Here is a 5236-nt window from a genome sequence, read left to right as displayed (position 1 = left end):
CCGGCTACACCGGGGAGCAAGGCTCGCGGGAGACCGGCTTTACCACCGGCTGGGACGAGCAGGGCGATCCCACCTTCACCACCACGCGCGCGCTCCAGCCGCACGAGAACCTGAGCATCGTGGTGGACTGGCCCAAGGGCTTCGTCGCCGAGCCCACGCCCCAGCAGAAGCTGCAGTGGTTCCTTGAGGACAACCGCAGCGCGTTGCTGGGCGGCGCGGGGCTGCTGCTGGTCTTCCTCTACTACTTCCTGGCGTGGCTGGCGGTGGGCCGCGATCCCAAGCCCGGGACCATCATGCCGCTGTACGAGCCGCCCTCGGGCTGGTCGCCGGCGGCCGTCCGCTACCTGCGCAAGATGGGCTACGACAACAAGGCCTTCGCCGCCGCCGTGGTCAACATGGCGGTGAAGAAGTACCTGACCATCGAGAAGCACGGCGACACCTACACCCTGCGGCGGGTGGGCAAGAGCGACGACCCGGCGCTGGCCCCGGAGGAGCGGGTGGCGGGACAACTGCTGCTGGGCGACGACGACAGCATCAAGCTGGAACAGTCGAACCACAGCACCATCGCTGCGGCGCTCAGCGAGTTCCGCCGGACCCTGAAGAACGCCGAGGACAACGTCTACTTCTTCTCCCACGGACGCTACATGATCCCCGGCATCCTGCTGACCCTGGGCACGGCGGGGGCCATGGCCGTCACCCTGCAATCGGGAGAAGGACCGGTGGCCATCTTCATGGCGGTGTGGCTGACGGGCTGGACATTGGGCTGCTTCGCCCTGCTGTTCACGGTGGCGCGGCTGTGGAAGAGCGTGCCCGCGCAGCCCTCCCATATCCCCCAGGCCGTCATCATGAGCCTGTTCAGCCTGCCCTTCCTGGGAGCCGAGGTCTTCGTGCTCTACCAGTTCACCCGGATGGCCTCGCCGCTGCTGCTGGGGGTGATTCTGGCGCTGATCGCGCTCAACGTGGCCTTCCACTACCTGCTGAAAGCGCCCACCGCCGCGGGGCGGACGGTGCTCGACCAGATCGACGGCTTCCGCATGTTCCTGAGCGCCACCGAGGAAGACCGCATGAACCGCATGAGCCCGGTGGCGCAGACCCCGGAGGTCTTCGAGAAGTTCCTGCCCTACGCCCTGGCCCTGGACGTGGAGCACGCCTGGGCGGAGCAGTTCTCTGGGGTGCTGGGCGCGGCGGGACAGGGGCCGTCGAGCAGCGGCTACACCCCGGCGTGGTATCACGGCTCCGACTTCAGCAGCCTGGGGGCGGCGGGCTTCGCTTCGTCGCTGGGAGGCTCGTTCGCGGGCGCCATCGCTTCGTCCTCCACCGCGCCGGGCTCCTCGGGCGGAGGCGGAGGAGGCGGCGGCTCGGGCGGCGGCGGGGGCGGGGGCGGAGGAGGCGGGTGGTAGGGAAATGCAGAATTGAGAATGAAGAATGCAGAATGAGAGGAGCTCGGCCGAGCGCCAACTCATTCTGCATTCTCAATTCTGCATTTCCTATTGCTTTACTGGGTGACTTGCGGATTTGGTGACTTGCTGATTGAAAATCACCCAGTCACCCAATCACTCAGTGTTTCTTGGGCAACGGCGGGGTGGTGACGGTGGCGGTGAACTGGGAGTCGGCCAGACCCAGGTTGTAGCGCACCGCGTTGACGAAGCGCTGCCCCGCCATCTCGTCGTTGTGGTAGAAGGTCACGCTGTAGGGGGTCTGGATGCCCTGCACCGGGTGGTAGTTGTCCCAGACCACGCTCTCGGTGTTGAGGTCGTGGTAGAGGGGGTCGCGGACCCGGTAGCTGAGCTTGAGCGGCAGGTGGCTCTCGCTGGAGACGTAGAGGGTCACGCTCTCGTCCTGGGCGTTCATGAGGGTGACTTGCTCGACGGGGCGGCCGTTGGCCAGCGAGGCGCCGTCGTAGAAGAGGGCCAGGCCGGGTTGCGTCAGCCAGGTGCGCAGCACCTGCGCCAGCGAGTAGCGGCGGCGCTGCTGGTACAGCGCCAGCTCCTTGGCTTCCTGGTTGTGGGTGCCCTTGTAGGTGGTCTCCCAGCCCTGCTCGCCGTTGTAGATCTCGATGATGTCGCGCTGCTTGGTGAGCTCCACGCGCTCCTTGTCGGGCCACTTCCAGAAGCGCCAGTACTGGACGCCGGCGCCCCGGGTCTCACCGTGGTAGAAGCTGTAGGTGCGGCCGGATTCTTCCAGGTCGGTGAAGGTGAGCCAGGCCTGGCCGCCCAGCGCCTGCAGCATGCGGTCGAGCACGGCGCGGGCCTGGCGCTCGTTGGCCTGGACGGCGGACGTCTGGGGCGCGGCGGGCGCAGCTTGCTGCGCCGCCGCCGGCAGGAGCACAAGCAGGATGAGGGCCAGGGGCTTCATGGAAATCAGTTAGACGCGGGTGGACCCATTGTAGCTGCCTGGGGGCCTAGGATTCACCGCCGAGCCCGCAGAGATCGCAGAGAAAGAAAGAATCACTGGAACTGTCATGCTGAGCGAGCTGGAGTCCGGCTGGGCGGGCGACAGCGAGTCGACGCACCTTGTGTTTCTTCGCGCCCGCGGAAAACGCGAGGTCCTTCGACTCGCCATGTCCTGCGGGCCAGCCGCAGGACATCGCTCGCTCAGGATGACAATTTGAAAGGCCTTAGCATTCCTCTGCGATCTCTGCGGTCTCGGCGGTGAGATTCCTACCCCACTAAGACCGCCCCGCCGTTGACGTTGAAGATCTCCCCGGTGACGAAGCCGGCGTGCTCGCTGCACAGGAACAAGATGGGTCCGGCGATCTCCTCGGGCGAGGCCACGCGCCCCAGGGGGATGGTGCGGAAGACGCGCTCGCGGGTGGCGGGATCGCGCAGGGCGGGCGCGGCCATGTCGGTATCCACCCAGCCGGGGGCCACGCAGTTGACGCAGATCTTGTCGGGGGCGAGCTCGGTGGAGAGCCCCTTCACCATGCTGATGACGGCGCCCTTGGTGGCGGCGTAGTCCACGTGGAAGGCCTCGCCGCGCTGCCCGGCGGTGGAGCTGACCAGCACGATGCGCCCGCCTCCGCCCTGCTTCTTCATCTGCGCCACCGCGTGGCGGACCAGGGCGAAGACGCTGTCCAGGTTGATGGCCAGGGTGGTGCGCCATTGCTCGTCCGACATCTGGTCCACGGGCACGTCGGAGGAGACCCAGACGCCGTGGTTGGCCACCAGCAGGTCGCAGCGGCCGAAGCGGTGCACGGCCACGTCGATCAACTCCTTGGCCCCGGCCACGCCGCTGAGGTCCACCTGCACGGCCACGCACTCGCTGGGGCCGCCGCACTGGGCGACCACCTTGTCGGCCTCCGCCTTGGCCTTCTGGTAGCTGAAGACCACCTTGGCGCCGGCGGCGACGAACATCCTGACGGTGGCAGCGCCGATGCCGCGCGAGCCTCCGGTGATCACGGCCACGTGGCCGGCGAGCGACATGGAAACGCCGTTCATAGTTCCCAGTTCCCGGTTCCCAGTTTCCAGTTTCCTGCTATGCGGCCATCGAATGCATCAGGCCATTCAGCATGCGGCCCACTTCAGCGGACGAGTCTAACAGCTTCCCGGCGGTGTCCTGGTTCAGGTAATGCAACTCCTGCGCAATCACGATCTGCGTCTCAACCTCCATGAGCGAGCCGCGGGCGTGCGAGAGGAATTGGCGAAATTCCTGCTTCGAGCGACGGCCCTGACCCTCGGCGATGTTCGACGCAACCGAAACCGCAGCCCGTCGCACTTGGCTGGTCAGACCATACATCTCTCTAGAAGGGAACGCATCCGTGGCCTTGTAGATATCCGTCACTAAGCGAATCGATTTTTGCCATACCTGCAAATCCCGATAAGAACTCATGATTGCCTCCTGACTCGCAACTGGCAACCCCAACTGGGAACTGGGAACCGGGAACTGGGAACTATACACCGCGGGCGGCGGAGGCGGGCTGCGGCTGCGGCCGCCACGCCGCGCAGGCCTGGATGAAGGCGCGGAAGAGCGCGCGCGAGGCGGGATCGTCGTCGTAGGAGCGCTCGGGATGCCATTGCACTCCCAGCACCCAGTGGCCGGGAAGCGTGCCCTCCAGCGCCTCGATGACGTTGTCCACCGGGGAGACCGCGGCCACGCGCAGCCCGTCCCCCACGGTCGCGACCGCCTGGTGGTGACTGGAGTTGACCTCCAGGGGCCGGCCCACGATGCCGTCGTCGCGCCACGGGGGCGCCGACTCCAGGTACTCGCCCACGATGGCGGCGAGGCGCGACGCGGGGTCCACCGCCACCATATGGGCGCGCGCCAGCTTGCGTCCGGCGGCGTGGGGTACGTGCGAGCCGAATTCGCTCTCGATGTCCTGCACCAGCGAGCCGGTGCGCCACACGTTCAGCATCTGCACGCCGTAGCAGATGGCGAAGATGGGCTTGCGCATGTTGTAGGCGTCCTGCACCAGCAGTTCGTCGACGTTGTCGCGCAGGGGATCGGGGGGCGCGGTCTTGGGATGGCGCGCGGCGCCGTACTTCTCCGGGTCGAGGTCGGCCTTGCTGCCGGGCAGCAGCACGCCCTCGCAGGCCATCAGCCGCCGGGCCAGGTCCTCGGGGGGCGGGTCCAGGGTGATGACCACGGGCTCACCGCCCGCCTGCTCGATGGCCGCCAGGTACTGCGGCAGCGCCCGCTCCGCGTACTCGCGGTCTTGCGAATAGGGTAGCGGAATGGCGATGCGCGGCTTGGGCATGACGCCATTCTAATCGAAAGCGATCTCACCACAGAGACACAGAGGCACCGAGAACAAATGCAGAGTGCAGAATGAAGAATGCAGAATGAGGTCGGGGCGCGGGCAGAAGGACATTCTGCATTCTCAATTCTTCCTTCTGCATTTCTCTGTGCCTCCGTGCCTCTGTGGTGAACCTGATAGACTCTTCGGTTTCCGAAAGGTGGGAAGGATGAGGCAACTGCGCAAGTTGGTTCTGGTGCTGGCCCTGCTCGCGCTGCCGCTGTGGGCGGCGGAGCCGGTACGTTTCCGCGTGACTCTGGCCCCGGAGCTGCAGACGGGCACGGTGTCGGGGCGGCTGCTGGTCTTCCTGCAACCGGGAACCGCGGCCAAGCGCCCGCTCGCACCCGACTTCCTGGAGCCGCAGAAGGTGTGGATGGAGGCCATCGCGGTGCACGACCTCGAGCCCGGGGGGCCGCTGGAGGTCGCGCCCGCCCTGGCCTTCCCCAAGCCCTTCGCCGAGGCCCCCGCGGGCGACTACCAGCTCATGGCCGTGCTCGACACCCG

At 66.8% G+C, this 5236-nt stretch carries 6 protein-coding genes; 2 read left to right on the top strand and 4 right to left on the bottom strand.

The genetic code is table 11. From position 1 onward, the window contains the following. Positions 1-1400 (top strand): DUF2207 domain-containing protein (locus VEG08_05150; GenBank protein HXZ27370.1); only part of this gene is annotated, 1400 nt, incomplete at its 5' end. Positions 1401-1557: 157 nt separating this feature from the next. Here VEG08_05150 and VEG08_05145 read toward each other — a convergent pair. The 4 genes from VEG08_05145 to VEG08_05130 form a co-directional block, all read right to left on the bottom strand. Further along, a complete protein-coding gene (locus VEG08_05145; GenBank protein ID HXZ27369.1) occupies positions 1558-2355 on the bottom strand; it encodes a hypothetical protein in 798 nt (265 codons plus the stop codon). Between the two features lie 305 nt (positions 2356-2660). Then, positions 2661-3437: an SDR family NAD(P)-dependent oxidoreductase gene (locus tag VEG08_05140; GenBank protein ID HXZ27368.1), complete on the bottom strand. Its 777-nt coding sequence runs from the start codon at positions 3435-3437 to the stop codon at positions 2661-2663. Between the two features lie 37 nt (positions 3438-3474). Beyond that, the gene (locus tag VEG08_05135) at positions 3475-3828 is read right to left on the bottom strand and encodes a four helix bundle protein (protein ID HXZ27367.1); all 354 of its coding nucleotides are present in this window, start codon (positions 3826-3828) and stop codon (positions 3475-3477) included. A gap of 61 nt (positions 3829-3889) precedes the next feature. Next, positions 3890-4693 (bottom strand): gamma-glutamyl-gamma-aminobutyrate hydrolase family protein, encoded by an 804-nt coding sequence (locus VEG08_05130; GenBank protein ID HXZ27366.1) that lies wholly within the window; start codon positions 4691-4693, stop codon positions 3890-3892. A 208-nt stretch (positions 4694-4901) separates the two neighbouring features. Here VEG08_05130 and VEG08_05125 point away from each other — a divergent pair. After that, positions 4902-5236, top strand: a 335-nt coding sequence (locus tag VEG08_05125) for a hypothetical protein (protein HXZ27365.1), incomplete at its 3' end; no start/stop codon positions are given.

It is taken from the genome of Terriglobales bacterium, assembly GCA_035624475.1.
GTDB lineage: Bacteria > Acidobacteriota > Terriglobia > Terriglobales > Acidobacteriaceae > DASPRL01.
The sequence above is the reverse complement of the archived record's forward strand: the minus strand, read 5'-3'. Positions and strand labels throughout refer to the sequence as shown.